Here is a 26,993-nt window from a genome sequence, read left to right on the forward strand (position 1 = left end):
GAGTGTTCCTCGTTACGAAGACGATACCCCAGACGGCACGGGGGTCACGCGGGCCCCGCCGTGGTCCACCTCGAGGGGGTACACCCGCCACCCGTCCGGGGTGAGCGACCTCACCTCGCGCGGGTCCGGGTCGTCACCGGGCCGGCGACGGGTGAGCACCAGGACGCTCGGGCCGGCGCCGGAGACGACGGCGGCGTGGCCGGCCGCCCGCAGCCGGTCGACCAGGGCCAGGGTGCCGGGCATGGCGGCGGCGCGCTGGCGCTGGTGGAGCCGGTCGTCGGTCGCCTCGAGCAGCAGCCCCGGCTCGGCGATGAGCGCGTGCACCAGCAGCGCGGCGCGGGCGGCGTTGTACGCGGCGTCGCAGTGCGGCACCGCCGCCGGCAGCAGCGTGCGCGCGGTGTGCGTCGACAGCGTCCCCTCGGGGACGAGCACCACGGGCAGCACCTCGTCGCTGACCGGCAGCCGGTCGGCCCGGGCACCGTCGGGCGTCGTCCACGACAGCGTGGCCCCGCCCAGCAGGCACGCGGCCACGTTGTCGGGGTGCCCCTCCAGCTCCGACACCAGCCGCAGCACCGCGCCGTCGTCCCGGGCCCCGGCGCCGGGACACAGCTCGAACGCGCCGACCACCCCGGCGACGACGGCCGCCGCCGACGAGCCCATCCCCCGGCCCTGCGGGACGGCGTTGACCGCGCGCACCCGCAGGCCGGGTGGCGACCAGCCGAGCAGGCCGCACGCGGCGCGGAAGGACCGGACGACGAGGTGCCGCTCGTCGGCGGGCAGCTCCCCCGCGCCGACGCCGGAGACCTCGACGGAGAGCCCGGCGTCGGCGACGGCGAACTCGACGACGTCGTGCAGGGTCAGCGCGAGGCCGGCGCAGTCGAAGGCGGGGCCCAGGTTGGCGCTGGTGGCGGGGACCCGCACCCGGACGGCGGGGCCGCTCACAGACCGAGCTGCGCGGCGGCCGCGGCGGCGTCGACCGGGATGGTCACCGGCACCGGCGCACCGGAGATGGCCCACTCGGGGTCCTTGAGCCCGTTGCCGGTCACCGTGCACACGACCCGCTGCCCTGGCTCGAGCCCGCCGTCCGCGGCCACCTTGAGCAGCCCGGCGACCGACGCCGCCGAGGCCGGCTCGACGAAGACCGCCTCGGTGCGGGCCAGCAGCCGGTACGCAGCGAGGATCTCCCGGTCGGTGACGGCGTCGATGCGCCCGCCGGACTCGTCGCGGGCGGCCAGCGCCTTGGTCCACGACGCCGGGTTGCCGATGCGGATCGCCGTCGCGATGGTCTGCGGCCGCTCGACCACCTGGCCGGTGACGATCGGTGCCGCGCCGGCGGCCTGGAAGCCCCACATCCGCGGCCGCCGGGTGGCGGGGCCGTCGTCGGCGTACTCGCGGTAGCCCTGCCAGTAGGCGGTGATGTTGCCGGCGTTGCCGACCGGCAGGCAGTGCACGTCGGGGGCGTCGCCGAGGACGTCGACGACCTCGAAGGACGCGGTCTTCTGCCCCTCGATGCGGTACTGGTTGACGCTGTTGACCAGGCTGACCGGGTAGTCGATGGCGAGCTTGCTGGCCAGCGCGAGGCAGTCGTCGAAGTTGCCGTCGACCTGCAGCAGCTTGGCGCCGTGCACCAGGGCCTGGGCGAGCTTGCCGAGCGCGATCTTGCCCTGCGGCACGAGGACGGCGCAGACCATGCCGGCGCGCGCGGCGTACGCGGCGGCGCTGGCGCTGGTGTTGCCGGTGGAGGCGCAGATGACCGCCTGCGCGCCCTCCTCGCGGGCCTTGGTGATGGCCATCGTCATCCCGCGGTCCTTGAACGACCCGGTCGGGTTGGCGCCCTCGACCTTGAGGAACACCTCGCAGCCGGTGCGCCGGGACAGCTCCAGCGCGGGCACCAGCGGCGTGGCGCCCTCGTGCAGCGTCACCACCGGCGTCGCCGGGCTGACCGGCAGCCGGGACCGGTAGGCCTCGATCAGCCCCGGCCAGACCGGTGAGACGGCACCGGGCAGCGTCCCCGTCATGACAGCCCCTCCACCCTCAGCACGCTGGTGACCGCGCGGACCGCGGGCATCTCCCGCAGCGCGGCGATGGTCGCCGACAGCGCCGCGTCGGGGGCGCCGTGGGTGACGATGACCAGCGTCGCGGCGTCGCCGTGGCCGTCCTGGCGGACGGTGGCGATGCTGACCTCGTGCCGGGCGAACTCGGTGGCCACCGTCGCCAGCACGCCGGGCACGTCGGCGACGTCGAGGCTCACGTGGTAGCGGGTGGGCGTCTCGGCGATCGGCCGGGTCGGCAGCTCGGCGTAGGCGGTCGGGCCGGCACCCGCAGCCCCGGCCACCCGGTTGCGGGCGACGGCGACGAGGTCGCCGAGGACGGCGCTGGCGGTCGGTTCCCCTCCGGCGCCCTGCCCGTAGAACATCAGCTGCCCGGCGGCCTCGGCCTCCACGAAGACGGCGTTGAACGCCCCGCCGACGGCGGCCAGCGGGTGGCTGGTCGGGATCATCGCCGGGTGCACGCGGACGGCGACCGACTCCCCGTCGGGCCCCCCGACGCGCTCGCAGATGGCGAGCAGCTTCACCGTGCAGCCGATCTCGGCGGCGCGGGCGACGTCGGTGGCGGTGACCGCGGAGATGCCCTCGCGGTGCACGTCGGAGGCGGTGACCGCCGAGTGGAAGGCCAGCGAGGCGAGGATCGCGGCCTTGGCCGCGGCGTCGAACCCGTCGACGTCGGCGGTCGGGTCGGCCTCGGCGTAGCCGAGCTCGGTGGCCTCGGCCAGCGCCTCGCTGAACCCGGCGCCGGTCTCGGCCATCCGCGACAGGATGTAGTTGGTGGTGCCGTTGACGATGCCCACGACCCGGCGGATCTGGTCACCGGCCAGCGACTCGCGCAGCGGCCGCAGCAGCGGGATCGCCCCGGCCACCGACGCCTCGTAGTACAGGTCGACGCCGGCCTTGGCCGCCGCGGCGTGCAGCGCGACGCCGTCCTCGGCCAGCAGCGCCTTGTTGGCGCTGACCACCGACTTGCCGGCCTCGATCGCGGCCTGGATCAGCGAGCGCGCCGGCTCGATGCCGCCGATCACCTCGACGACGAGGTCGACGTCGTCGCGGGTGACCAGGCCCAGCGCGTCGGTGGTGAGCAGCTCCGCGGGCACCTCGGGGTGCCGGTCGGGACGGCGGACGGCGACCCCGGCGACCTCCACCGGGCGGCCGACGCGGGCGGCGAGGTCGGCGGCCTGCTCGCCGACCAGCCGCAGCACGGCGCCGCCGACCGTGCCGCAGCCGAGCAGCGCCACCCGCAGCGGGGCGGTCACGACCGGGCTCCCACGGGGTGCTCGGGCGCGGGCTGGTCGGGCGCCGGGGAGGGCGCCGGCCGGTTCGCGAGGACGGCGTCGAGGGCGAACACGTCCGACAGTGTCTGACGCCGGACGATCTCGGTGGCGACGCCGTCCCGCACCGCGACGACCGGCGGCTTGAGCAGGTAGTTGTAGTTGCTCGCCATCGACCAGCAGTAGGCGCCGGTGGCGGCGACGGCGAGCAGGTCGCCGGGCTGCACGTCGGAGGGCAGCCACAGGTCGCGGACCAGCACGTCGCCGCTCTCGCAGTGCTTGCCGACGACGCGGCACAGCGCCGGCGCGGCGTCGGAGGTGCGGTTGGCCAGCACGCAGGTGTAGTCGGCGTCGTAGAGGGCGGTGCGGATGTTGTCGCTCATGCCGCCGTCGACCGACACGTAGTTGCGCACCGGCGGGGCCCCGTGACTGCCGCTGCCCAGGCGGACCGGCTTGATGGTGCCGATCTCGTAGAGCGTGACCGTGCCCGGGCCGGCGATGGCACGTCCCGGCTCGACGGCCAGCCGCGGCACCGGCAGGTCGAGCGCCGCGCACTCGGCCGCGACGACGGTGCGCAGCCGGCGGGCGACGTCGGCCGGGGTCACCGGGTCGTCGTCGGGCACGTAGGCGATGCCGAAGCCGCCGCCGAGGTTGAGCTCGCCGAGCAGCTCGCCGGTGGCCTGGTGCACCTGGCCCAGCAGCCCGACGACGCGGTGCGCGGCGGCCTCGAAGCCGGCGGTGTCGAAGATCTGCGAGCCGATGTGGCTGTGCAGCCCCGCCAGGTGCAGCGCCGGCTCGCGGATGACCCGGACGGCGGCGGTCAGCGCGTCGCCGGTGGCCAGCGAGAAGCCGAACTTCTGGTCCTCGTGGGCGGTGGCGATGAACTCGTGGGTGTGCGCCTCGATGCCCACGGTGGTGCGGATCAGCACCGGCACCGGCGCGCCTCCGGCGGCCACCCGCGCGGCGGCCATCGGCACCAGCCGGTCGATCTCGTCGAAGGAGTCGACGACGACCCGGCCGATGCCGGCGTCGACGGCCAGCTGCAGCTCGACCAGGGACTTGTTGTTGCCGTGCAGCGCGATCCGCCCGGCGGGGAACCCGGCGGCCAGGGCGACGGTGAGCTCGTTGCCGCTGCAGGCGTCCAGGTGCAGCCCGTCGTCGGCGATCCAGCGGGCCACCTGCCCGCAGAGGAACGCCTTGGACGCGTAGTGGACGTCGGCGTCGTCGAAGGCGGTGGCGAAGTCCGCGGCCCGGCCGCGGAAGTCGTCCTCGTCGAGCACGAACAGCGGGGTGCCGTGCGCGCGGGCCAGCTCGGTGACCGGCCTCCCGGCCAGGTGCAGCTCGCCGTCGACGCGGCGGGCCGAGCGCGGCCAGACCGCCGGGTCGAGCGCGCCGAGGTCGGTCGGCGGGGTGCCGGCCGCCGGCGGCGGGGAGAACGCGCCGTGCAGCGGCCCGGCCGGGTGCGCCCTCACATCCGCTCCGGGGCCGAGACGCCGAGCACGCCGAGGCCGTTGCGCAGCACCACCGCGGTGGCCGCGCACAGCCACAGCCGGGCGACGGTCAGCGGGGTCGCCTCCTCGTCGCCGCGGGGCAGCACGCGGCAGGAGTCGTAGAAGCGGTGGTAGGTGCCGGCCAGCTCCTCCAGGTAGCGGGCCACCCGGTGCGGGGCGCGCAGCTCCGCGGCCGAGGTCAGCACCCGCGGGAACTCACCGAGCGCCCGCAGCAGGTCGTTCTCCCGCTCGTGGGTCAGCTGCGCGACGTCGACGTCGGCGGGCTCGCCCAGCGCGATGCCGAGGTCGGCGGCGTTGCGCAGCACCGAGGAGATCCGGGCGTGCGCGTACTGGACGTAGAAGACCGGGTTGTCGTTGGTCTGCCGGCTCCACAGGTCCAGGTCGAGGTCGATCTGCTGGTCGACCGAGGCCCGGGCCAGGGCGTAGCGGGCGGCGTCGGCCCCGACGGCCTCCATGAGGTCCTCGAGCAGGACGACGGTGCCGGCGCGCTTGCTCATCCGCACCGGCTCGCCGTCGCGGACGAGGTTGACCAGCTGGCCGAGCAGGATCTCCAGGTTGGCCTCGGGGTCGTCGCCGACCGCGGCCACCAGCGCCTTGTACCGGCCCACGTACCCGGCGTGGTCGGCGCCCAGCATGATCACGACCTTGTCGAAGCCGCGGGCGCGCTTGTCGAGGTAGTAGGCGCAGTCGGCGGCGAAGTAGGTCGGGTCGCCGTCGCTCTTGACCAGCGGCCGGTCCTTGTCGTCGCCGAAGTCGGTGGTGCGCAGCCAGACGGCGCCGTCGGCCTCGTAGACGTGCCCGTTCTCGCGCAGCCGCGCGATCGCCTTCTCCAGCGCGCCGGTCTCGTGCAGCGTGCGCTCGCTGAAGTAGACGTCGAACTCGACGCCGAACGCGGCCAGCGTGCGCTTGATCTCGGCGAACATGAGCTCGACGCCGCGCTCGCGGAACCGCTCCTGCTGCTGCGCCTCGGGCAGCTCCAGCACGCCGGGCTCGGCGGCGACGACCTCGGCGGCGATCTCGCCGATGTAGTCGCCGGCGTAGCCGTCCTCGGGCACCGGCCGGCCGGCGGCGGCGGCCATCAGGCTCTGCGCGAAGCGGTCGATCTGCGCGCCGGCGTCGTTGAAGTAGTACTCCCGCGTGACCGTGGCGCCGCTGGCCTCCAACAGCCGGCCGAGGGCGTCGCCGACCGCGGCCCAGCGGGTGCCGCCGATGTGCACCGGACCGGTCGGGTTGGCCGACACGAACTCCAGGTTCAGCCGCTGCCCGGCGAGGGTGGCGGTGGAGCCGTAGGCCTCCCCCGCGGTGACCGCCTCGACGGCGATCCGGCCCAGCGCGCCCTGCGCGAGGGTGACGTTGAGGAAGCCGGGGCCGGCGACGTCGACCCGCTCGATCCCCGGCCGGGTGCGCAGCTCCTCGGCGAGGGCCTCGGCCACCTCGCGCGGCGGGCGGCCGGCGGGCTTGGCCAGGCGGAGCGCCACGTTGGTGGCGTAGTCACCGTGCTCGGGGTTCCTGGGACGCTCGACGACGACCTCGTCGGGGACGGCGACGGCGAGCGTGCCGCGCTCGACGACCGCCGCGACGACGGCCCGGACGAGGTCGCGCAACTGCTCCGGTGTCACCTGGGGATCGTACGCAGCGGGCGCGACCCGCTTCCCCGCCGCACCCGTGGTCCCAGGGACTGCACAGGTACGCGACCTAGACTCGCGGGCGAGGGCAGGCGCGAGCCCTGCCGCGCCGGCGCGCACCCATGCTGCGCCACGACCGGCGGACACACCACTCGACCAGCACTGAGGAGAACACGTGGCCAAGGACCGCAAGCCCGATGCCGGCCGCGCCGGGGGCGGGTCGAGCCGGTCCGGGTCCGGCGCGCGACCGGCGTCGGCGACGAGGTCGTCGGGGGGCCGCGGGCGCACCCGCCCGCCGACGCAGGTGGTCACCCAGCAGCGGCCGTGGGGCCTGATCGCCGCCGCGGTCGCCGTCGTGGTCTTCGCCGTCGCGGCCATCACCTACGCCGTCGTGCAGGTGCGCCAGTCCGACGCCGAGCGCATCGACTCCCTCGACGAGATCGCCGGCATCGAGAGCTTCGACTACGCCGCCGGCCAGGAGCACGTGTCCACCCCGGTCGAGTACGAGCAGTCGCCGCCGGTGGGCGGGCCGCACGACGGCGAGTGGGCCGACTGCACCGGCACCGTCTACGACGTCGACGTCCGGCACGAGAACGCCGTCCACTCCATGGAGCACGGCGCCGTGTGGATCGCCTACGACCCCGAGCGGGTGCCCGCCGACGACGTCGAGAAGCTGGCCGACCTGGTCGACGGCGTCTCGGGCCGGCTGCTGTCCCCCTACGCGGGCCTGGACTCCGCGGTGAGCCTGCAGTCGTGGAACCACCAGCTGAAGGTGGACTCGGTCGACGACCCGCGCATCGAGCAGTTCGCCGACTTCCTCACCTTCAACGGCGAGGTCGAGGGCCACTACCCCGAGATCGGCGCCAGCTGCGAGAACCCGACGTTCGTGGCCGACCCGCTGGTCGTCGGCGACCCGAGCCGCGGCGCGGACGCGATGACCACCGACGCGCCGACGACGCCCACCGCCGCGGCGGACGCCTCGACCACGGAGTGAGGTCCCGATGACCGCCACCGCCGTCCGCCCCGAGCAGGACGCCCCGGCCCCGCGCCCGCGCGGCCGCGGGCTGCGCGCCGCCCTGCTGGCCCTCATCGCCGTCGCGCTGGTGGCCCTCGGCGGCGGGCTGGCGGTGGGCCTGGGCATCGGCCAGGACCCGGCGCCGACCGTGGACTCGGTCGACGCCGGCTTCTCCCGCGACATGGCGGTGCACCACCGGCAGGGCGTGGAGATGGCCAACCTGGCGCTCGAGCGCAGCACCGACCCCGAGGTCCGGCGGCTGGCCTTCGACATCTCCAGCACGCAGACCAACCAGGCCGGCCGGATGGAGGGCTGGCTGTCGCTGTGGGGGCTGCCGCGCTCCGGCGGGGAGCACATGGCCTGGATGGGCGGCGGGCACGCCGGGCACGACATGTCGTCGATGGACGGCGCGGACGGCGCGCTCATGCCCGGGATGGCCACCGAGGCGGAGCTGGCCGACCTGCGGTCGCTGACCGGGACGGCGTTCGACGTGGAGTTCCTGCGACTGATGATCCGCCACCACCAGGGCGGCTTCGACATGGCGCAGTACGCCGCCCAGCACGCGGCCGAGCCTGCGGTGCGCACGCTGGCGCGCTCCATCGCCGACACGCAGAGCGCCGAGGTGACGACGATGGTCGACATGCTCACCGCGCGGGGCGGGACGCCGCTGCCGGCGCCCTGAGTCCCGCCGTCGGGACGGGCGGGGGCGGCTGGTAACTTCTCCCCTGCCCCGAGCCCCCGTAGCTCAGGGGATAGAGCACCGCCCTCCGGAGGCGGGTGCGCAGGTTCGAATCCTGCCGGGGGCACGTCGTACGGCCCGGACGGTCCTCCGTCCGGGCCGTTCTCGTCCTGGTCCAGGTGGTCGGGTGCCGCGGCCGGGCGCCGTCAGGAGGCGATCTCCACCGCGGCCTCCGCCGGGGCGAGCACCTGCCAGAGCGCACGCGCGAGCGCGTCGTTCTGCCGGAAGAACGGGGCATTGGTGCCCGGCCGGGCGAAGGCCGCCACCTGCGCACCGGAGGTCCAGAAGCCGGCGGCGAAGACCCGGGGGTTCGGGACGCCGGCGGCGTCGACCAGGCGCTGGGTGACGTCGACGTGCAGCCGGCCCCCGCTGCCGCGGCCCGCCGCCTCGCCACGCCGCAGCAGGCCGCTGACCAGCGGGTCCGGCGTGGTGGCGACGTCGGGGGCGGGCAGCCGCGCCTCGACCAGGGCGCGGGCCTCGGTGACGGCCGCCACGCTGGCCGACCGGGCGCGGAACAGGCCGGTGGCGGCGTCGAGGTCGATCCGCACGTCGGCGCCGAGGAAGCGCACGACGCCGGCCTCGGAGAGCGCCAGCAGCTCCTCCAGTCGCGGCGCCGGCGGGCCGCTGGCCAGGTAGCTGAAGAGGTTCATCCACCAGCCGGCCACGTCCTCGGCCTCCGACCGCGGGGTGAGCCGGCCGGTTGCGGCCAGGGTGACCACGGTGCCGTGGCAGAACAGCAGCGCGGTGAACACCGCGGCGTCCGGGCTGTACGCCGGGTCCGCGGCGCGGGCGAGGTCGGCGCGGACGTGAGCCCGCTCCCACTGCTGCAGCTCCTCGCCGTCGGCGAACCGCCGGCCGGCCAGCGGCCGGTTGCGCGCGGGCAGGTCGAAGCGGTCCGCCGGGTCGGGGACGGCCCGCTCGACCAGCGCGTCCACGCCGCTCGGGTCGGCGGCGAAGCGCTCGGCGAACTGGTCCCACGCCATCCGCGTCCGCTCCGGGTGGGCGCGGAACAGCTCGGTGTAGTGCGCCCAGGCGAGCTCGCGCTCGATGACCGGGGCGAGGTCCGCGCGCAGGTCCAGCCGGCCCGGGCCGAACGCCTCCTCGATCGCCGCCGGGGTGAAGAAGCGCAGGGGGACCGGCGGGCCCGGCCAGACGTAGCCGAGCTTCGACCGGTAGGGCACCCCGCGGCGGGACCCGACGTGCAGCACCGGCTCCTGCCCGGAGGCCAGGTAGCGCAGCCGGCCGTCGTCGCCGCGCTCGAACCGGCCGCCCCGGCCGCTGGTGAGCAGCACGACGAGGTCGACGAACGCCAGCCCGGCGCCGCGCACGAGCACGTCCTCGCCGGGCCGCAGGACCGACAGGTCCAGGTCGGCGGTGTAGCCGGGCGGCACGTAGGTGAGCCCGCGGGCGGCGGCCCAGCGCTCGGTGGCCCGCTCGGCGGCGGAGGGGTCCGCGTCGAGGTGGCCCTGGGCCAGCAGGACCGCGTCGGCGGCGAGCACCCGCCCGTCGGCGAGCACGACGTCGGCGCCGTCGGGCCGGGGCCGCACGTCGACCGCCCGCTGCCGGTGGCGGTGCACCGCGACCTCCGGGGCGCCGGCGGCCACGACCTGCTCGAGGACCCAGCCCAGGTAGGCGTTGACCAGCGGCCGGGACGGGAACGACGTCGGGGCGAGCCGCCGCGCCTCGGCGCCGACCGGATCGGCCTCGGGCAGCGCGCGGCCGACGCGCTCGACCCACTGCCACAGGGTGGTCCCCTCCCCCACCGGGCCGTCGACGACGACCGAGCGGTCGGGCAGCACGGTGACGTCGGCGACGAGGGAGTTGGCCCACAGCAGGCGCGGCTGCTCGGCCCGCCAGACGCGGCCGCCGCCGGGCGGGTGGGGGTCGACCAGGTGGACCTCGAGGGGGCGGCCGCCGCGCAGCCCGGCCGCGTTGGCGACCAGGCGTTCGAGGACACCGACGGCGGTGGGGCCGGCGCCGACGACGCAGAGGACGGCGGGGCGGGGAGGCGGGAGGGGCATCGGAGGAGGGCTCCAGGCCGGGACGACGCGGGCAGGGCGGTCGGTCAGCGGGCCCGGCAGAGGGCGCTGCAGGTGCGGCGCAGGTCGATGTGCCGGCGTCGCGACAGGGCCGGTCGGCGCACGTGTCCCCTCCTCTCCTCCTCCTGGGTCAACAGGCGGCCGGTCGCCGTGCTTCCCCGGGTCACCGCGGGTCCCGGCAGCCGGCGCCGCGGCCGAGGGCGGCGGCGTCCGCGAGGCGGCGCGGGTCGTCGGCCGGCTGCCAACGGCCGTCGCGGCGCGCGTAGGCCACCCGCGGCCCGGCGGCCAGGAACGCCTCGAGGGCGGCCGGCAGGCGGTCGACGTCGGCAGCGCTGGTGCCCACGCCCACGCTGGCCCGCAGCGCCCCCTCGGGCACGCCCAGCCGGGCGAGCAGCGGGTGGGCGCAGAACCGGCCGTCGCGCACCCCGATGCCGTGCTCGGCCGACAGGTACGCCGCGACCAGGCCCGGGTCGGCGTCGGCCACGGTGAAGGACACGACGCCGGTCGGGTCGGCCGAGTCGGCCCAGATCCGCAGCACGCGCACGCCCGGCAGCGCGGTCAGGCCGTCGACCAGCCGCTCGCGCAGCGCCCGCTCGTGCCGCTCCAGCGCCCCGGCCGGCAGCGCGGCCAGGGTCCGGCACGCCTCGGCCAGCGCGACGGCGCCCAGCACGTTCGGCGAGCCGCCCTCGTGCCGGTGCGGCGCGGGGGCCCACGCGACGTCGTCGACCGTGACGTCGTGCACCGCCCCGCCCCCGGCGAGGTGGGCGGGCGCGGCGTCGAGCCAGTCGCGGCGGCCGACCAGCGCGCCGGTGCCGAACGGGGCGTAGAGCTTGTGGCCGGAGAAGGCCACCCAGTCCGCGCCGGTGGCGGCGAGGGAGAACCGGCGGTGCGGGACCAGCTGGGCGCCGTCGACGGCGACGCGGGTGCCCGCGGCGTGCGCGAGGGCGACCACCTCGTCGAGCGGCAGGGCCTCCCCGGTCACGTTGGACGCGCCGGTGACCGCCAGCAGCGCGTGGCGCCCGCGGGCGAGCTCGTCGCCCAGGGCGCGCAGGGTCGCGGTGACCGTGGCCTGCACGGGCAGCACGGTGGCCGGGCCGCGGCGCTGCCAGGGCAGCAGGTCGGCGTGGTGCTCGCAGTCGAGGACGAGCACCGAGGCGCCCGCCGGCACCGCGCCGGCCAGCAGGTTGAGCGCGTCGGTGGTGTGCCGGGTGAGCACGCAGACGTCGTCGGCCCGGGCGCCGACGAAGCCGGCCACGACGGCGCGGGCGGCCTCGTACACGGCGGTGGAGACCTGGGAGAGCCAGCCGGCGCCGCGGTGGACGCTGGCGTAGCGCGGCAGCACCTCGGCCACCCGGTCGGCGACGGCCGGGAGCGCCCGGGTGCTGGCCGCGGTGTCCAGGTCGGCGTAGGGGACGCTGCCGCCGGTCACCAGCGGCACCGGGGTGCCGGCGCCGACGAGCGGCAGCAGGGGCGCCTCCCCCGCGGGCGCGGTGCGGCAGGGTCGGTCGAGGACGGCGCTGGTCATGCGGCACTCCTGGCGGGCCGGGACCCGGAGCGGGTCCGCGCTTGCGGACTGCCGGGCGGCAGCCGCCTGGTCGTCACCCGGGGCACCCCATCGCGGAGGAGGGTTGCCGGCCAGCGAGCCGGGGCTTCGCGCTGGCACTCGTGACCGCGTCCGAGGATGCCAGGCGGCCCGATACCCGTCAAACCCGATCGGCTTGGTGTAGTTCACTGGGCGGCATGGGCACGATCGCCGTCGTCGGCAACCCCAAGCCCCGTTCCCGCACCCGGGCCGCGGCCGAGCTGGTGGTCGAGCAGCTCACCGGCGCCCCGCCCGACGTCGTCGTCGACGTCATCGACCTCGGGCCGGGCCTGCTCGGCTGGGGGGACCCGGCGGTCGGCGGGGCGGTCGAGGCGCTGAAGGCCGCCGAGGTCGCCGTCGTCGCCAGCCCGACCTACAAGGCCACCTACACCGGGCTGCTCAAGCTCTTCCTCGACCAGGTCGGCACCGGCGAGCTCGCCGGCGTGGTCGCCGTCCCGCTGATGCTCGGCGGCGGCCCGACCCACGCCCTGGCGCCGGAGCTGCTGCTCAAGCCCGTGCTCGTCGAGCTCGGGGCGACCGCGCCGACCCGGGGCCTGTACCTGGTGGAGAAGAGCTGGGACGACCCGGCGGCGCTGGCGCCGTGGCTGGCCACCGCCGCGCCGCAGGTCGCCGCCGCGCGGCGGGGCTGAGCCGTGGAGGTGCACTGGTTCCTGCCCAGCCGCGGCGACGGCCGGGACGTCGGCCCGGCGACCACCGACCGGGGGCACAACGCGGGGGCGCTGCGCCGGAGGCCGACGCTCCCGTACCTGGCGGCGGTCGCCCAGGCGGCCGAGCAGAGCGGGTTCACCGCGGTGCTCACCCCGACCGGCTCGGGCTGCGAGGACGCCTGGGTGCTGTGCTCGGCGCTGCTGCCGCTCACCTCGCGGCTGGAGTTCCTCGTCGCCTTCCGCCCCGGCTTCGTGCTCCCCACCCTGGCGGCCCAGCAGGCGGCCACCTTCCAGCGGCTGTCCGGCGGCCGGCTGCGGCTCAACGTGGTGACCGGGGGCGACCCGGTCGAGCAGCGGGCCTACGGCGACTTCCTCGGCCACGACGAGCGCTACGAGCGCACCGGTGAGTTCCTCGAGGTGCTCCGCCGCTGCCTGGCCGGGGAGCGGTTCGACCTGGCCGGGCGGCACGTGCGCGTGGAGGGCGCCGGCCTCACCCGGCCCCCGGACGTCGTCCCCCCGGTGTACCTCGGCGGTGCGTCACCGGCCGCCGAGGAGGTGACCGCCCGATGGGTCGACCGCTACCTGCTGTGGGGCGAGCCGCCGGCCATGGCCGCCCCGCGCATCGAGCGGGTCCGGGAGCAGGCCGCACGACACGGGCGCACGCTGCGGTTCGGCGTGCGCCTGCACGTGGTCAGCCGCGACACCCCCGAGCAGGCCTGGGCCGAGGCCGACCGGATGCTCGCCGGGATGCCGCGATCGGCGATCGCGGCCACCCAGGAGCGCTTCGCCCGGATGGACTCGGTCGGCCAGGCGCGGATGACCTCCCTGCACGGCGGCCGGGCCGGCGACGGCGCCCGCTCCCTGGAGGTGGCGCCCAACCTGTGGGCCGGCATCGGCCTGGTGCGGGAGGGCGCGGCCACCGCACTGGTGGGCAGCCACGAGCAGGTCGCCGAGCGGCTCGCCGAGTACGCCGCCCTCGGCCTCGACGAGTTCGTCCTGTCCGGCTACCCGCACCTGGAGGAGGCGTGGCGGGTCGGCGAGGAGCTGCTGCCCCTCCTCGCCGCCCGCTAGGCCTGTCCCAGCGGCGCGAGGCCGAGGTGCTCGCGCAGCGTCGTCCCCTCGTAGTCGGCGCGGAAGACGCCCCGCTCCTGCAGCAGCGGGACGACCGAGTCGACGAAGGGGTCCAGCCCGCCGGGCACCAGGTGCGGCACGAGGATGAACCCGTCGGCCGCGTCGGACTGCACGAGGTCGTCGATCTGCTCGGCCACCGTCTGCGCACTGCCGATGAACGACTGCCGGCTCTGCACCTCGGTCATCAGCTCGCGGATCGAGTAGCCCTTCTCCGCGGCGAGCTCGCGCCACTGCCGCGCGGTGGCCAGCGGGTCGCGGTACATGCGCACCTGAGCCCGCCCCTGCGCGACGTGGGTCTCCCCCACCAGCGGGTCGACGTCGGGCAGCGGGCCGTCGGGGTCGAGGGCGGACAGGTCGCGGTTCCACACCTGCTCGAGGAACCGCAGCGCCGTCTGCCCGGACACCTGCTGGCGGCGGATCTCGTGGGCCAGCTCCGCGGCCTCGGCGTCGGTGTCCCCGACGACGAAGGTGGCCGCCGGGAGGATGAGCAGCTGGTCGGGCGTGCGCCCGTACCTCCCCAGCCGGCCCTTGACGTCGCGGTAGAACGCCTGGCCGGCCTCCTTGGCACCGTGCCGGCTGAAGATCGCGTCGGCCGACGACGCGGCGAACTCCCGGCCCTCCTCGGAGTCCCCCGCCTGGAAGACCACCGGCCGGCCCTGCGGGCTGCGCGGGACGGAGAACTGCCCGGCGATGTCGAAGTGCGCGTCGGAGTGCGCGAACGCGCCCGGGTGCGGGTCGCGCAGGAAGACGCCGGACTCCCTGTCGGCCATGATCTCGTCGCCGCGCCAGGAGTCGAACAGCTCCCACGTCGTCTGCAGGAACGTGCGGGCCCGGTCGTAGCGCTGGTCCTGCGGCAGGAACCCGCCGCGGCGGAAGTTCTCGCCGGTGAAGGCGTCCCACGACGTGACGACGTTCCAGGCGGCGCGCCCGCCGGTGAGGTGGTCGAGGCTGGCGAACTGGCGGGCCACCTCGACGGGCTCGTTGAACGTCGAGTTGATGGTCCCGGTCAGGCCCAGCCGCTCGGTGACCGCGCCGAGGGCGGCCAGCACGGTGAACGTGTCCGGCCGGCCGACGACGTCGAGGTCGTAGATGGACCCGTTCTGCTCGCGCAGCCGCAGCCCCTCGGCGAGGAAGAGGAAGTCGAACTTCCCCCGCTCGGCGGTCTGCGCGAAGTGGACGAACGAGCTGAACTCGATCTGGCTGCCCGATGCCGGGTCACTCCACACGGTGGTGTTGTTGACGCCCGGGAAGTGCGCGGCGAGGTGCACCTGCTTGGTCACGGTCGTTCCTCTCAGGCGACGGTGGCGTAGCGGTTGGTGGGCCGCGGCAGGCCGAGCAGCCCGCGCAGCGTCGTCGCCCCCGTGCCGGTCGGGTAGGCGGTCCGGAAGGCACCGCGGCGCTGCAGCTCGGGCACCAGGCCGCGGGTGATCGCGGTGAGGTCGTGCGGCAGCGCGCCCGGACGCAGCCGGGCGCCGGTGAGCCCCGCGGCAGCCCACTCCTGCAGCAGGTCGGCCAGCTCCGCCGGCGTGCCGGTGACGACCAGCGCGTCGCTGCGGTACTCCGCGCCCGCCCGCTCGTCGAGGCGCTCCTTGCGCGCCCGGGCGGCGGCCGCGTCGTCGTCGAGGAAGACGACGACGTCGCCGAGCACGTGCACCCGTTCCCCGGCGCGGCCCGCGGCCGCCTGCGCCCGGCGCACCTCGGCCACGATTCCTCGGGCGTCGTCGGCGTCCCGCGGCGTGACGAAGCCGAGGTCGGCCGAGGAGCCGACCAGCTCGTAGGGGATGCGCTGGTGCGCCAGCGCCGCGACCGGCGGCTGGCCCTGCGGCGGCCGCGGGGTGATCGAGGGGCCCTTGACCGAGAAGAACCGGCCCGTGAAGTCGACGTAGTGCAGCTTGTCCCGGTCGACGAACCGGCCGGTGGCGACGTCGCGGATCTCCGCGTCGTCCTCCCAGCTGTCCCAGAGCCGGCGGACCACCTCGACCCAGTCGGCGGCCTCGGCGAAGGCGTCGCGCAGCACCTGCTGCACCGCCGGGTCGTGGCGGTCGACGCCGGTCAGCTCCGGGAACGAACGCCGGCCGACCAGCCGCGCCTCGTGCTGCGCCAGCGACACCTGCACCCGCACGCCGGCGCGGCCACCGCTCACGAAGTCGAGGGTGGCGATCGCCTTGGACAGGTGGAACGGCTCGGTGTGCGTGACCACCGCGGTCGGCACCAGCCCGATGTGGCGGGTCAGCGGCGCGACGCGCGCGGCGACGAGGACGGCGTCGAGGCGGCCGCGCACCCGGTCGGTGCGGTCGTCGGGCCGGAACCGGTCGTCGGACTGCAGCGCGAGCGAGTCCTCGATGGTGACCAGGTCGAGCAGGCCGGCCTCGGCCTCGCGGACGAGGTCGGTCCAGTAGCCGGGGGTGAGGAGCTCGGCCGGGCGGGCGTCGGGCTCGCGCCAGGCGGCGGGGTGCCAGCCGGCGCCGTCGAGGGCGACGGCGAGGTGGAGCGGTTCGGTCACGGGGACGGGTCCTCCCGGGTCGGTGGTGGTCAGCCGGCGGCGTGCGCGGCGAGCTGGAGGGCGGGGACGCCGGGCTGTCCCAGCGCGAGGTCGGCGAGCACCCGGCCGACGGCGGGCGCGGACTTGAAGCCGTGGCCGCTGAACCCGGCGCCGACGACGACCGGTCCCACCCGGTCGAGGACGAACTCGCCGGTGGCGGTGCTGGTGTAGGTGCAGCTGACCGGCTCGGCGGAGTCGGGGTCGAGCCCGGGCAGCCAGCGGCACACGTACTCCTGCAGCCGGGCCAGCCGTGCGGGGTCGGGGCGGCGGTCCCGGGTGCCGGGCGTGCACACCGCGCCCGAGCCGTGGAAGCCGACCTTGACGCCGTCGCCCGGGCTGGCCAGGCCGTAGACCCCGGCCGGCCAGCCCTCGGCGGGGTCGGGGTCGCTGGTGAACGACGGCCAGACCAGGTCCGCCGACAGCGCGCGGAAGTGCGCCGGCTGCTCCTCGGTGACGCGCAGCGGCGGCACCGGGAACGCCGGGCCGAGGACCTCCGGGGTCCAGGCGCCGGCGGTCACGACGGCGACCCGGGCGCGCACGTCGCCGCCGGCGGCCTGGCGGACCCGGACGCCGTCGCCGTCGGGCAGCACCGCGGTGACCCGGCGGTGGTGCCCGACGACGGCGCCGTGCGCGGCGGCCGCCTCCTGCAGCGCGGCGACGGCGGCGTCGGCGTCGACCCGGCCGGCGGTGTGCGGCTCGTGCAGCACGGGGCCGGGGAAGCGCAGCCCGGGCCAGCGCTGCGCGGCCCCCGCGGCGGGGAGCCACTCGTGCTCCACGCCGGCGCGCTGCATCGCCGTCGCCACCCCGCGCAGCCGCGCCTGGCCCGCGGGGGCCGCGGTGGCGACCCCGGGTCCCGGGTGGAGCACGCGCCGGCCGGTCTCGTCCTCGAGCTCGGCCCACCGCCGCCGCGCCTCGGCGACCAGCGCCTGGTGGTGCGGCTCGGCGTAGGTGCTGCGGTAGATGCGGGCGCGGCCGTGCGAGGCGCCGAGGTCGTGCCCGGGGCCGAACTGCTCGAGCAGGACGACGTCGCGGCCGCGGCGGGCCAGCGACCAGGCGGCCGCCGAGCCCATCACGCCGCCGCCGACCACCACGACGTCGGTGCGGCGCGGGGTGCCCACCTGCGTCACGATGCCACCTGCGCCCCGACCACCGGGACGTCGACCACCGACACGTCGACCGCCGGTACGTCGGCCCGGGCCGGCGCCGCGCAGGCCGAGGTGCCGACGATGACGGAGAGCACCAGCGCGGTGCGCACCGGCAGGGCGGGGACGGGGTCCGGACGGGGACGGCGGCGGGGACCGCGCGAGGGGGTGCCCACGGGTGCGCTCAGTCCTCGGCCGGCAGGCCGGGCGGGTTGGTCTCGGCGCGCTCGATCGCCTCGCTGGTGAGGCCCCACCGCTCGAGGACCTCCGCGTAGCTGCCGTCGTCGATGGCGGAGTTGAGCGCGGCGGTGACCGCAGGCGCGAGGCCGTTGCCCTTGGCGGTCGCGACGGCGATCTGCGCGGTCTGCGGCCAGCCGCCGTTGACCGTGCCGACCACCTCGAACTCGTCCGGGGAGACGGCGGCCTTGTAGGCGGCGGTGGCGTTCGGGCCGAAGGTCAGGTCCAGCCGGCCTGACTGCAGCGCCAGGGTGGTGTCGCCGTCGTTCTCGAAGTACTGGACGACGACCGGCTCGAGGCCGGCCGCCCGGTTCTGCTCGTCCCAGGCCAGCAGGATCTTCTCCTGGTTGGTGCCCGACCCGACCGCGATGGTCAGGCCGGCGACGTCGGCCGGCTCGTCGACGACCAGGCCGGAGCCGGTGCGCGCCTGGAAGGCGAGCTCGTCGACGCGGTAGGAGGAGAAGTCGAACAGCTCCTTGCGCTCCTCGGTCACCGTGACGTTGGCGATCGTGACCTCCACGTCCCCGGACTGGGTGGCCAGCGGCCAGTTGGACCAGTCCGTGGTCACCAGCTCCAGGTCCAGCCCGAGGCCGTCGGCGACGAGCTGGGCGATGTCGGGCTCGTTGCCGATGACCGTCGCGTTGTCGTCGGCCAGGAAGCTCAGCGGCGCGGTGAAGGCGCCGACGGCGACGGTCAGGACGCCGTCCTCGGCGACCTGCGGCGGCAGCAGGGCGACCGCCTCGTCGCTCTCGGTCGTGCGCACGCGGTCCTGCTCGGGGCTGGTGTCCACCGCCAGCGCGCTGCTGCCGGTGTCCTCCTCCGCGCGGGCCTCCTCGATGTCCGCGGCGCTGCTGCAGGCGCTCAGCGCGAGGAGGGAGGCAGCGGCCAGGGCGGTGGCGAGCGGGACTCGTCGGGTACGGGCGATCACGGTCGTTCTCTCTTCCGGCAGGGGCACGCGGGCGCGTGCCGGCGACGGGCGGCGCGCGCTGCGCCGTCCGGGGGTGGGGACGGGGAGGGTCAGAGGACCTGCGCGAGGAAGGCGCGGGTCCGTTCGTGCGCGGGGTGGTCGAGCACCTGCTGCGGCGCGCCGGCCTCGACGATGCGGCCGTCGGCCATGAAGACCACCCGGTCGGCGGCCCGGCGGGCGAAGCCGACCTCGTGGGTGACGACGATCATCGTGGTGCCGCCGCGGGCGAGGTCCTCGATGACGCGGAGCACCTCGCCGACGAGCTCGGGGTCCAGCGCCGAGGTGGGCTCGTCGAACAGCAGCACCGCCGGGTGCATGGCCAGGGCCCGGGCGATCGCGACCCGCTGCTGCTGCCCGCCGGACAGCTGCCGGGGGTGGGCCCCGGCCCGGTCGGCGAGGCCCACGCGGGCGAGCAGCTCGCGGGCCTCCGCCTCGACCTCGGCGCGCGGCCGGCCCTGCGCCGAGACCGGCGCCTCCACCACGTTCTCCAGCGCGGTGAGGTGCGGGAACAGGTTGAAGGACTGGAAGACGAACCCGAACCGGGTGCGCTGCCGGAGCAGGTCCTTCTCCTTGAGCTCGTGCAGGGTGTCGCCCCGGCGGCGGTAGCCGACGAGCTCGCCGTCGAGGGCGACGAAGCCGCGGTCGACCTTCTCCAGGTGGTTGATGCTGCGCAGCAGCGTCGACTTGCCCGACCCGGAGGGCCCGAGGACGACGGTGACCGTGCCGGGCTCGACGACCAGGTCGACGCCGTGCAGCACCTCGACGCCCGCGTAGGACTTGTGCACGCCGTGGACCTCGACCCGCCCGCGGCGGGCGGCGACCGTGGTCACCGGGACACCTCGCGGGCCGGACGGACGCGGGCGAGGCCCGCGGTCAGGTTGGCGCGCAGTCGCTGCAGCGGCGTCGGGGGCAGGGTGCGGAGGGCGCCGCGGGCGTAGTACCGCTCCACGTAGTACTGGACGACCGTGACGACCGTGGTGAGGACGACGTACCAGACGGCGGCCACCAGGAGCATCGGCAGCACCCGCTGGGTGCGGCCGTAGATCACGCTGACGGTGTAGAAGAGCTCGCCGAGCGCCAGGACGTAGACGATCGAGGTGCCCTTGAACAGGCCGATCACCTCGTTGACCGCCGTCGGCACGATCGAGCGCATCGCCTGCGGGAGGACGATGCGGGTGGTCTGCCGGCGCTTCGGGATGCCGAGCGAGGCGGCGGCCTCCAGCTGGCCCTGGTCGACGCTGAGGATCCCGGCCCGGACGATCTCCGCCGAGTAGGCCGCCTGGTGCAGGGCCAGGCCCAGGACGGCCGCGCCGAACTTGTCGATCAGCGAGAGCGTCTCGACGCTGGCGAACGACGGGCCGAACGGGATGCCGACGTCCAGCGACCGGTAGAGGTAGGCGAGGTTGTACCAGAGCAGCAGCTGCAGGATCAGCGGCACCGAGCGGAACACCCAGGTGTAGCCCCAGCTGACCGCCTGCAGCAGGGGCGAGCGGGACAGCCGCATGAGCGCCAGCACCGTCCCGAGCGCGAAGCCCAGCACGGCGGTGATCAGCGTCAGCTGCACCGTCGTCCAGACGCCGCGGACGATCGACTCCTCGGTGAGGTAGGCGCCGACGACGTCCCACTCCCACCGGGGGTTGGTCACCAGCGAGTTGACGACCATCGCGAGGAGGACGGCGACGACCGCGGTGGCCACCCACCGCGCCGGGTGCCGGGCGGGCACGACCCGCAGCCGGTCGTAGGGCGTCCCGCCCGCCGGTGGCGCGGCGGTGTCGGAGCGGGGCAGCAGGGTGGTCACGCCCCACCTCCCGGCAGCTGCTTGTCGAACGCGTACACGCGCTCGGCGACGGGCAGCCGGCTCAGCACGGCCAGGTCGGTGGGACGGGGCACGGCCGGGTCGAACAGCGGGGTCCAGCCGGCCGTCAGGTACAGCGCCTTGGCCTCGGGCTGGCGCGGGCCGGTGGTGAGGAACAGGCGCGAGTAGCCGCGTGCCGCCGCGCGCGTCTCGAGCTCGGCGAGCACCTGCCGCGCCAGGCCGCGGCGGCGGTGGGTGGCCGCCGTCCACATGCGCTTCACCTCGGCGGTGCCGGGGTCGGCGTGCCGGCGGTAGGCGCCACCGGCGACGGGTGTGCCGCCGGCCAGCAGGAGCACCAGCTCGCCGTCGGGCGGCAGGAACTCCTCGACCGGGTAGCGGGTCAGCTCCTCGTGGGCACCGCCGAACAGGTCGCCGTAGCGGGCGTCGTACTCGGCGGCGAGCTCGGCGAACAGGGGCGCGGCCAGGGGGTCGTCGGGGTGGACGGAGGCCACCTCGAGCGGTGGTGCGGACATGACGGAGCTCCTGACAGGAACAGGTGAGGGTGTGGCCGTCCTGCAGGGCCCCGCTGCGAGCGTGCGAGCAGCGGGGGGCAGGAGGGTCCTTCTACGGTCGGGAGGTCAGGAGGTCAGCGACAGAGCGCGCTGTCGGTGCGGTGCAGGTCGACGGTCGGTCGGCCGACCAGGTCGAGCGAGAGGGCGCGCACGCTGCTCGTGCTCCCGTGTCCCACGGCTGGGCTCCTCTGTCGGGCCCCGGGAGGGGCGGCTGGACTTGCGGGGCGCACGGTGCGCACCCGCCTGGTCGTCACCCGGGGCACCCCGTCCCAGCGGAGGGTTGCCGGTCAGCGAGCCGGGGCTTGACGCTGACGCTCTGGACCTGCGCGTCAATCTAGGCGCCGCCGGTAATCCCGTCAATTCCCATCGACTTGGTGCAGATCGGACCGGCCCACGGTGGCCCTCCGCGGCGCACACCCCCTGCCGACGGCCCACGAGGACCTCACCCCGTGGTCAGGTCGGCGTGGGTGCCGAGCGTCAGACCGCGATGCCGACGAGCTTGGTGTCGAGGTACTCGTCGATGCCCTCGTAGCCGCCCTCACGCCCCAGCCCGCTGGCCTTGACGCCGCCGAAGGGAGCGGCGGCCGACGTCGGGTTGATGTCGTTGACGCCCACCATCCCGAAGCGCAGCTTCTCGGTCACCCGGATCGCGGTGGACAGGTCGTTGGTGTAGACGTACGCGGCCAGGCCGTACTCGGTGTCGTTCGCTCGCGCGACGACCTCGTCCTCGTCGTCGAACGGGGTGACCGCGGCGATGGGGCCGAAGGTCTCCTCGCGGGAGACCAGCATGTCCGGCGTCACGTCGGCCAGCAGCGTGGGCGAGAAGAAGGTCGTGCCGGCGAGCCCCTCGACCTGCAGCCGCTCGCCCCCGGCGACGACCCGGGCGCCCCGGGTCCGGGCGTCGTCGACCTGCGCCTCCATCTTGGCGACGGCGCGCTCGTCGATCAGCGGGCCGACGGAGATGCCCTCCTGGTCGCCGCGACCGACCCGCAGCGCCGCGATCCGCTGCTCGAGGGTGGCGACGAAGGTGTCGTAGAGGGAGCGGTGGACGTAGATGCGGTTCGGGCTGATGCACGCCTGGCCGGTGTTGAGGAACTTGACCAGCGCGGCCCCCTTGGCCGCCCGCACCGGGTCCGCGTCACCGAAGACGATGAACGGCGCGTGCCCGCCCAGCTCCACCGAGACCCGCTTGAGCGTGGCGGCGGCCTTCGCCACCAGCACCTTCCCGACGGCGGTGGAGCCGGTGAAGGTCAGCTTCCGGACCACCGGGGAGTCCAGCAGCGCGTCGCCGACCTCCGCCGGGCGGCTGGTGGTGACCATGTTGACCACCCCGGCGGGCAGCCCCGCGTCGACGAGCACCTGCACGGTCGCCACCGCGCAGAGCGGGGTCTGCTCGGCGGGCTTGAGCACGGAGGTGCACCCGGCGGCGACGGCGGGGGCGAGCTTGCGGGTGAGCATCGAGACCGGGTAGTTCCACGGCGTGATGGCCGCGACCACGCCGACCGCCTGGCGCATCGTCACGAACCGCTGGTCGGCCCGCGCCGAGGGGATCGTGACACCCCCGACGCGCTTGGCCTCCTCGGCGAACCAGGCCAGGAAGTCCGCCGCGTAGGCGACCTCGTTCATCGCCGCCTTGAGCGGCTTGCCCTGCTCCCGGGTCATCAGCGCGGCCAGGTCCCTGCGCCGCTCCCGCATCAGGACGTCGGCCCTCGCGAGGACCGCCGCGCGCTCGTAGGCGGTCGCGCCCGACCAGGCCGGCAGCGCTCGCTCCGCGGCGGCGATCGCGGCGGCGGTGTCGGTCCGGTCGCCGTCGCTCGCCCGGCCCAGGACCTCGCCGGTGGCCGGGTTCGTGACGGGGAACGTCGCGCCGCCGTCGGCGGGGCGCCACTCCCCGTCGACGTGGATCGTGCGACCTGGCTCCTGCGTCATGGCGCCCACCTCACTGGCTGACCGATCCGAGGACCGGGGTCGGGTCCGCGGCGCCGTTCCGCCGCCGGGCGATGGTGTCACCCGCGGACCGGGCGCTCGCCCCTCCCGGGTGTCGGTCAGCGGCGGAAGGGGCCGTACGAGCCGGTGAACACGACGGGGTTCGGGAGGCCGGGCTCGGCCCCGTCGCCCGCGACGGCGGCCTCGCCGCCCACGCCGAGCAGGGTGCGGGTCACCGCCTGGGTGCTGTCGAGCAGGTCGTCGAGGGCGCGGGTGAGGTGCACGGCGGTGACCCGGTCGAGCGGGTCCTGCTCGTGCAGCGCCTCCAGGACGGCGCGGCGCAGCAGCTCCTTGAGGAACGACGCCGTCACGCCCTCGGTGCGGTCGACGGCGCCGGTGACGTCGTCCTCCGACAGCTGCAGCGGCACGGCGCGGCCGTAGAGCTCCAGCAGCCGGCGGCGCGCCGCGGCGTCGGGCAGGTCGACGTCGACGGCGACGTCGATGCGCCCGGGCCGCGCGGCCAGGGCCGGCTCGAGCAGGTCGGCCCGGTTGGTGGTCAGGACGAAGAGCAGGTCGGCGTCCGGGGCGGCGCCGTCCATGGCGTCGAGCAGGTCGAACAGCACGGGGCTGCCGCCGGGGCCGAAGGAGCGGTCCATGGCGACGAGGTCGACGTCCTCGAGCACCACCACGGCCGGCTGCAGGTCGCGGGCCAGGTCGGTGATCGAGCCGACCATGCCGAGCGACCGCCCGGTGAGCAGCAGCCGGGTGTAGCCCTCCATCCGGCCCAGCAGGTAGCGCACGGTGTGGGTCTTGCCGGTGCCCGGCGGTCCGTAGAGGAGCAGGCCGCGCTTGAGGTGCTGCCCCGCCGCGCGCAGGCCCGCGCGGTACGCGGCCACGCCCAGGGCGTGCCGCTCGACGCGGTCGAGGACGGCGGCGGGCAGCACGACCTCGTCGCGGTGCAGCTCCGGCGGGTCGAGGAAGGTGAGCACGACCTGGCCCATGGGCCCCTGGGTGACCTCGACCAGCCGGCCGCGGTACACGTCGAGCTCACGGCGCAGCCGGTCGATCTCGGCCAGCACGGCCTGCGCCTGCTGCACCGGCAGCCCGGCGACCTCGACGCGCAGCCGCGGCTCGTGCTCGCTCGGCCCCTGTACGAGCAGTACGTACCGGCCGGCGTCGTCGGTGACCAGCAGCAGGGCCGTGCGCAGGCAGGCCAGCGTGGAGTCCGGGCCGTTCGGCAGGTCGACCACGGAGGGAGCGCTCAGGCGCACCGGGGGCAGTCCCTCGCCGGTCATCAGCTGCTGCAGGTCGATCCCGGCGTAGTGCGGCGGGAGCACCACGCCGCGCACCTCCACCGAGCGCCCGCCGGTCGCGGTCCAGGCGTCGAGGGCGGTCTGCAGGTTGACGTGCTCGAGGGGCGGGAGCTCCCGTGCGACCACCGACTGCTGCAGGCGCTCGGGACCCAGCGTCTCCTGCACCAGCGTGACGACCTCGTTGCGCGCTCCCTCCCCGGTGAGGTGCAGCCAGTCGAGCAGCGACCGCAGCCCCGCGGCGAACTCCCTGGCCTCGGTCTGCGATGCCTCGTTCGCCACGGCGCTCCCTGCTCCCGGTCGGTCGGACGTAGCGGCGGAGCGTAGCGATCACCGCACCGCTGCGCTGCTGCACGGGGACCCGTCCGGCACCAGGTGCGGGATGCGCTGCCGCTCCCGGTGGACCGGTCGCGCTCGGCGGACGGGCTCGGGCCCCACCGAGCAGTCGCGGTCGGTGGGCACGGCGTGCCCGTGCGGGTCGCCGACCACGACTGCTCACCCGGCCGGTGGTGTCCCGTCCGCCCACGTGTGCGCGCCCCCGGCTGCCCGGGTCAGGCCAGGAAGGACTCCCAGCCGCCGGCGGGGGCCGTGCCGACCGGCAGCGTCCGCAGCCGGTCCAGGACGGCGGGGTCCTGCACGTCCAGCCAGTCCACGAGCTGGCGGAAGGACACCAGCCGCACCTCGGGCCGGCCGGCGACGGCCCGCAGCGTCTCCTCGACCGCGTCCATGTAGATGCCGCCGTTCCACTGCTCGAAGTGGTTGCCGATGAACAGCGGCGCCCGGTTGGTCGTGTAGGCCCGCTCGAACCCGGCGAGGTAGGCCTCCAGGGCCTGCTGCCGCCAGGTGCCGTGCATCGCCGGGTCGCCGGCGGTGTCCCCGCGGGTCTGCTGGAACATGATGTTGTAGTCCATGGCGAGCACGCTGGAGCCCCTCGCCGGGAAGGGCACCGACGGCAGCGGGAGGTCCCACAGGCCGAGCTGCTTCCCGGGCCACACCTGCGACCCCCCGGGTGAGCTGGCGTCGTAGCGCCACCCGAGCGCGGCGGCGGTCGGCAGCAGGGCGTCCTGGCCCTGCAGGCACGGGGTGCGGCCCCCGACCAGCTCGACGTCGTAGTCGAAGGGCAGCGGCGGCAGGTCGCCGCGGCCCGTCGTGGTCTTCCAGGTCTGCACGAACCGCTTGGCCTGGGCGATCTCGCTGGTCCAGTCCTCCGGCGACCAGAGCCGGACGCCGTCCTCGCCGCAGAAGTGGCCGTTGAAGTGGGTGCCGATCTCGTGCCCGTCCAGCCAGGCGAGGCGCACCTCGGCCACGGTGTCGAGCACCTCCTGCGTCGACAGGAAGCCGATGTCGGAGGCCCCGACGGGGTGCCGCGGCGGCGCGTACTGCATCCGCTGCTCCGCGGGCAGCGCGTACAGCCCGGTGAGGAAGAAGGTCATCGACGCGCCGAGCTCCTGCGCGAGCTGCCGGAACCGGGGGAACTGACCGGTGGCGAGGTTGGCCGCGCCGTCCCAGGAGAACACGACGAACTGCGGCGGCCGCTCGCCCGGCGCCAGCTTCTGGGGAACCGGCTGGTGGGGCTGGGGACCGGTGTCGGCGGTCGAGCCGTCACCGATCAGCCGGGGCTCCGGTGCCGGCGGGGGGACGGGCTCCGGCGCGGGGACGGGCGGCGGCGGCGCAGGGGTGGTCGCGGGCGCGGAGGTCGTCGCCGCGGCCTTCGTGAACGAGCGCTCCGCGGCGCGGCAGCCGCCCGCGGCCAGCAGCGACGCCCCGGCCCAGCCCAGCAGGGCGCGCCGCCTCAGTTCCCGCACGGGTCGTTCCCGGTGGTGCGCACGACGTCCCCCAGCACACAGGCCCCCGTGCCCACGCCACCCGCCGTCAGGGTGACCGGACGCACCGTAGCGGCACCAGGCCCGTTCCGGGACTCCCGCGACGCCCGGTTAGCGTGCCGGTCATGGAGCACACCGGGGTGCAGACCACCCGCGTCGGCGACGTCGAGCTGGCCTACGAGGCCTTCGGCTCGCCCGAGGACACACCGCTGCTGCTGGTCATGGGCCTGGCCACGCAGATGATCGGCTGGCCCGACGAGTTCTGCCGGATGCTGGCCGACCGCGGCCTGTACGTCGTCCGCTTCGACAACCGCGACATCGGCCTGTCCACCCACCTCGACGCCGCCGGCGCGCCCGACGTGCTCGCCGTCATGGGCGGTGACCACTCGCGGGTCGCCTACCGCCTCGCCGACATGGCCGAGGACACCGCCGGCCTGCTCGACGCCCTCGGCCTCGGCAGCGCGCACGTGGTGGGGGCCTCGATGGGCGGGATGATCGCCCAGGCGCTGGCGATCCGGCACCCGGAGAAGGTGCGCAGCCTGACCTCGATCATGTCGACCACCGGCGACCCGGCCGTCGGCGCGCCCGCGGAGGCCGCGCTCGGCGTGCTGCTCGCCCCGCCGGCGACCGACCGGGAGTCCGCGGTGCAGCGCGCCGTCGACACCTACCGGGTCATCGGCTCCCCCGGCTTCGAGTTCGACGAGTCCGGGTTGCGGGAGCGGGCCGGGCTCTCCTTCGACCGCGCGTACAACCCCGCGGGGGTGGCCCGCCAGCTCGCCGCGATCCTGGCCAGCCCCGACCGCACCGCCGACCTCGCGCGGGTCGCCGTGCCCACCCTCGTCGTGCACCGCGCGCAGGACGCGCTGGTGAACGTGTCCGGCGGCCGGGCGACGGCGGCGGCGATCCCGGGCGCCGAGCTGCTGGTGGTCGAGGGCATGGGCCACGACCTGCCGCGCGCGGTGTGGCCGCAGCTGGTCGACCGGATCGGCGCGCTGGTCGACCGGGTCGAGCGGGCCTGAGCCGCGCCGGGGCCCCGCTGCGACTGCG

At 75.8% G+C, this 26,993-nt stretch carries 23 protein-coding genes, 1 tRNA gene and 2 riboswitches; of the genes, 6 read left to right on the forward strand and 18 right to left on the reverse strand.

The features are described from left to right. Positions 1 to 12: 12 nt before the first annotated feature. Genes thrB through argS form a run of 5 tightly spaced genes read right to left on the reverse strand, consistent with a single transcriptional unit; the run spans position 13 to position 6,452 of the window. Entirely contained in the window at positions 13 to 942 is a 930-nt protein-coding gene (gene thrB / locus ACI780_RS00305; protein WP_457000367.1) for a homoserine kinase, read from the reverse strand. Then, a complete protein-coding gene (gene thrC / locus ACI780_RS00310; RefSeq protein WP_457000368.1) occupies positions 939 to 2,018 on the reverse strand; it encodes a threonine synthase in 1,080 nt (359 codons plus the stop codon). The genes thrB and thrC overlap by 4 nt, the downstream gene beginning before the upstream one ends. Then, positions 2,015 to 3,307, reverse strand: coding sequence for a homoserine dehydrogenase (locus tag ACI780_RS00315; RefSeq protein WP_456870962.1), 1,293 nt, complete (start codon positions 3,305 to 3,307; stop codon positions 2,015 to 2,017). The genes thrC and ACI780_RS00315 overlap by 4 nt, the downstream gene beginning before the upstream one ends. Then, positions 3,304 to 4,794, reverse strand: a complete 1,491-nt coding sequence (lysA, locus tag ACI780_RS00320; protein WP_456870961.1) for a diaminopimelate decarboxylase — start codon at positions 4,792 to 4,794, stop codon at positions 3,304 to 3,306. The genes ACI780_RS00315 and lysA overlap by 4 nt, the downstream gene beginning before the upstream one ends. Next, complete coding sequence (gene argS / locus ACI780_RS00325; protein ID WP_456870960.1) at positions 4,791 to 6,452, reverse strand: arginine--tRNA ligase; 1,662 nt, start codon at positions 6,450 to 6,452, stop codon at positions 4,791 to 4,793. Before argS ends, lysA begins: the two co-directional genes overlap by 4 nt. Positions 6,453 to 6,633: 181 nt before the next feature. Here argS and ACI780_RS00330 point away from each other — a divergent pair, with 181 nt between their 5' ends. The 3 genes from ACI780_RS00330 (at position 6,634) to ACI780_RS00340 (ending at position 8,279) form a co-directional block, all read left to right on the forward strand. Further along, positions 6,634 to 7,452 carry a DUF3105 domain-containing protein gene (locus ACI780_RS00330; RefSeq protein WP_457000369.1) on the forward strand — a complete coding sequence of 273 codons (819 nt, stop codon included), beginning with the start codon at positions 6,634 to 6,636 and terminating at the stop codon, positions 7,450 to 7,452. Between the two features lie 7 nt (positions 7,453 to 7,459). Beyond that, positions 7,460 to 8,155 (forward strand): DUF305 domain-containing protein, encoded by a 696-nt coding sequence (locus tag ACI780_RS00335; protein ID WP_457000371.1) that lies wholly within the window; start codon positions 7,460 to 7,462, stop codon positions 8,153 to 8,155. 52 nt (positions 8,156 to 8,207) lie between these two features. After that, a tRNA-Arg gene (locus tag ACI780_RS00340) sits at positions 8,208 to 8,279 on the forward strand. Positions 8,280 to 8,358: 79 nt separating this feature from the next. Here ACI780_RS00340 and ACI780_RS00345 read toward each other — a convergent pair. Beyond that, positions 8,359 to 10,233 carry an FAD/NAD(P)-binding protein gene (locus ACI780_RS00345; protein WP_456870957.1) on the reverse strand — a complete coding sequence of 625 codons (1,875 nt, stop codon included), beginning with the start codon at positions 10,231 to 10,233 and terminating at the stop codon, positions 8,359 to 8,361. 181 nt (positions 10,234 to 10,414) lie between these two features. Beyond that, a complete protein-coding gene (locus tag ACI780_RS00350) occupies positions 10,415 to 11,776 on the reverse strand; it encodes an aminotransferase class V-fold PLP-dependent enzyme (protein ID WP_457000372.1) in 1,362 nt (453 codons plus the stop codon). Positions 11,777 to 11,808: 32 nt separating this feature from the next. Continuing rightward, positions 11,809 to 11,922: riboswitch (SAM riboswitch) on the reverse strand. A 69-nt stretch (positions 11,923 to 11,991) separates the two neighbouring features. Between ACI780_RS00350 and ACI780_RS00355 the strand changes: the two genes are divergently transcribed. Both ACI780_RS00355 and ACI780_RS00360 read left to right on the forward strand, forming a co-directional pair. Next, positions 11,992 to 12,483 carry an NADPH-dependent FMN reductase gene (locus ACI780_RS00355; RefSeq protein ID WP_457000374.1) on the forward strand — a complete coding sequence of 164 codons (492 nt, stop codon included), beginning with the start codon at positions 11,992 to 11,994 and terminating at the stop codon, positions 12,481 to 12,483. Positions 12,484 to 12,486: 3 nt separating this feature from the next. Further along, positions 12,487 to 13,572, forward strand: coding sequence for an LLM class flavin-dependent oxidoreductase (locus ACI780_RS00360; RefSeq protein WP_456870954.1), 1,086 nt, complete (start codon positions 12,487 to 12,489; stop codon positions 13,570 to 13,572). Here the strand turns inward: ACI780_RS00360 and ACI780_RS00365 are convergent. From ACI780_RS00365 to ACI780_RS00415, 11 genes are all read right to left on the reverse strand, one after another. Beyond that, positions 13,569 to 14,912 carry an NtaA/DmoA family FMN-dependent monooxygenase gene (locus ACI780_RS00365; protein ID WP_457000375.1) on the reverse strand — a complete coding sequence of 448 codons (1,344 nt, stop codon included), beginning with the start codon at positions 14,910 to 14,912 and terminating at the stop codon, positions 13,569 to 13,571. The two genes, ACI780_RS00360 and ACI780_RS00365, sit on opposite strands and share 4 nt — an antisense overlap. 11 nt (positions 14,913 to 14,923) lie before the next feature. Next, a complete protein-coding gene (locus ACI780_RS00370; protein ID WP_457000376.1) occupies positions 14,924 to 16,135 on the reverse strand; it encodes an LLM class flavin-dependent oxidoreductase in 1,212 nt (403 codons plus the stop codon). A gap of 29 nt (positions 16,136 to 16,164) precedes the next feature. Further along, positions 16,165 to 17,301, reverse strand: coding sequence for an FAD-dependent oxidoreductase (locus ACI780_RS00375; RefSeq protein ID WP_457000377.1), 1,137 nt, complete (start codon positions 17,299 to 17,301; stop codon positions 16,165 to 16,167). After that, positions 17,298 to 17,492, reverse strand: a complete 195-nt coding sequence (locus tag ACI780_RS00380) for a hypothetical protein (protein WP_456870950.1) — start codon at positions 17,490 to 17,492, stop codon at positions 17,298 to 17,300. The genes ACI780_RS00375 and ACI780_RS00380 overlap by 4 nt, the downstream gene beginning before the upstream one ends. Positions 17,493 to 17,500: 8 nt before the next feature. Then, the gene (locus ACI780_RS00385) at positions 17,501 to 18,481 is read right to left on the reverse strand and encodes an ABC transporter substrate-binding protein (RefSeq protein ID WP_457000378.1); all 981 of its coding nucleotides are present in this window, start codon (positions 18,479 to 18,481) and stop codon (positions 17,501 to 17,503) included. 89 nt (positions 18,482 to 18,570) lie between these two features. Further along, positions 18,571 to 19,350, reverse strand: a complete 780-nt coding sequence (locus tag ACI780_RS00390; protein ID WP_457000379.1) for an amino acid ABC transporter ATP-binding protein — start codon at positions 19,348 to 19,350, stop codon at positions 18,571 to 18,573. Then, positions 19,347 to 20,318 carry an amino acid ABC transporter permease gene (locus ACI780_RS00395; protein ID WP_456870947.1) on the reverse strand — a complete coding sequence of 324 codons (972 nt, stop codon included), beginning with the start codon at positions 20,316 to 20,318 and terminating at the stop codon, positions 19,347 to 19,349. The genes ACI780_RS00390 and ACI780_RS00395 overlap by 4 nt, the downstream gene beginning before the upstream one ends. After that, positions 20,315 to 20,848: a GNAT family N-acetyltransferase gene (locus ACI780_RS00400; RefSeq protein WP_456870946.1), complete on the reverse strand. Its 534-nt coding sequence runs from the start codon at positions 20,846 to 20,848 to the stop codon at positions 20,315 to 20,317. The genes ACI780_RS00395 and ACI780_RS00400 overlap by 4 nt, the downstream gene beginning before the upstream one ends. 247 nt (positions 20,849 to 21,095) lie before the next feature. Beyond that, a riboswitch (SAM riboswitch) is annotated at positions 21,096 to 21,210 on the reverse strand. A 154-nt stretch (positions 21,211 to 21,364) separates the two neighbouring features. Then, on the reverse strand, positions 21,365 to 22,816 hold the full coding sequence (locus ACI780_RS00405) for an NAD-dependent succinate-semialdehyde dehydrogenase (protein ID WP_457000380.1): 1,452 nt from the start codon (positions 22,814 to 22,816) through the stop codon (positions 21,365 to 21,367). Positions 22,817 to 22,932: 116 nt separating this feature from the next. Next, a complete protein-coding gene (locus tag ACI780_RS00410; protein WP_457000381.1) occupies positions 22,933 to 24,405 on the reverse strand; it encodes an AAA family ATPase in 1,473 nt (490 codons plus the stop codon). A 269-nt stretch (positions 24,406 to 24,674) separates the two neighbouring features. Then, complete coding sequence (locus ACI780_RS00415; RefSeq protein WP_457000382.1) at positions 24,675 to 25,928, reverse strand: hypothetical protein; 1,254 nt, start codon at positions 25,926 to 25,928, stop codon at positions 24,675 to 24,677. A gap of 143 nt (positions 25,929 to 26,071) precedes the next feature. On the opposite strand from ACI780_RS00415, the gene ACI780_RS00420 reads away from it, so the two are divergent. Continuing rightward, complete coding sequence (locus ACI780_RS00420; RefSeq protein WP_457000383.1) at positions 26,072 to 26,965, forward strand: alpha/beta fold hydrolase; 894 nt, start codon at positions 26,072 to 26,074, stop codon at positions 26,963 to 26,965. Positions 26,966 to 26,993: the final 28 nt, after the last annotated feature.

It is taken from the genome of Geodermatophilus sp. SYSU D00814, assembly GCF_054050055.1.

Excerpts from the sequence above, each read along its gene's own strand:
- ACI780_RS00335 (WP_457000371.1), top strand. The coding sequence starts at position 7,460 with ATGACCGCCACCGCCGTCCGCCCCGAGCAGGACGCCCCGGCCCCGCGC.
- ACI780_RS00350 (WP_457000372.1), bottom strand. The coding sequence starts at position 11,776 with ATGACCAGCGCCGTCCTCGACCGACCCTGCCGCACCGCGCCCGCGGGG.
- ACI780_RS00345 (WP_456870957.1), bottom strand. The coding sequence starts at position 10,233 with ATGCCCCTCCCGCCTCCCCGCCCCGCCGTCCTCTGCGTCGTCGGCGCC.
- ACI780_RS00355 (WP_457000374.1), top strand. The coding sequence starts at position 11,992 with ATGGGCACGATCGCCGTCGTCGGCAACCCCAAGCCCCGTTCCCGCACC.
- ACI780_RS00400 (WP_456870946.1), bottom strand. The coding sequence starts at position 20,848 with ATGTCCGCACCACCGCTCGAGGTGGCCTCCGTCCACCCCGACGACCCC.
- ACI780_RS00405 (WP_457000380.1), bottom strand. The coding sequence starts at position 22,816 with ATGACGCAGGAGCCAGGTCGCACGATCCACGTCGACGGGGAGTGGCGC.
- ACI780_RS00420 (WP_457000383.1), top strand. The coding sequence starts at position 26,072 with ATGGAGCACACCGGGGTGCAGACCACCCGCGTCGGCGACGTCGAGCTG.
- thrC (WP_457000368.1), bottom strand. The coding sequence starts at position 2,018 with ATGACGGGGACGCTGCCCGGTGCCGTCTCACCGGTCTGGCCGGGGCTG.